This is a genomic window from Vibrio sp. S12_S33 (assembly GCF_963889785.1).
GTDB classification, from domain to species: Bacteria; Pseudomonadota; Gammaproteobacteria; order Enterobacterales; family Vibrionaceae; genus Vibrio; species Vibrio aestuarianus.
Map to the genome: position 1 here is coordinate 1 of NZ_CAWPQZ010000486.1, position 208 is coordinate 208.

Genomic DNA, 208 nt, shown 5'->3' on the forward strand with positions numbered 1-208 from the left:
ATGGTTTTGAAACCAATGTCACGCTTCCAACGGGTGTGGAAGAAGGGGATACGGTGACGTTAACCATCACCAACCCAGATGGTAGCACCACGGAGCAAACCTACACCGTGACGGCGGCGGACCTTGCTAATGGCAGCGCGGACATCACCATTCCAAGCTTGACGGACGAGGGTGCTTACAGCGTCACCAGCAGTATCAGTGATGCAGC

Annotated in this window: 1 protein-coding gene; it reads left to right on the forward strand. The window is 55.3% G+C overall.

Annotated elements, in window-relative coordinates; all coding sequences use genetic code 11:
• A partial coding sequence (locus AACW06_RS20835; RefSeq protein ID WP_202884149.1) for a hypothetical protein occupies positions 1–208 on the forward strand: 208 nt, incomplete at both ends.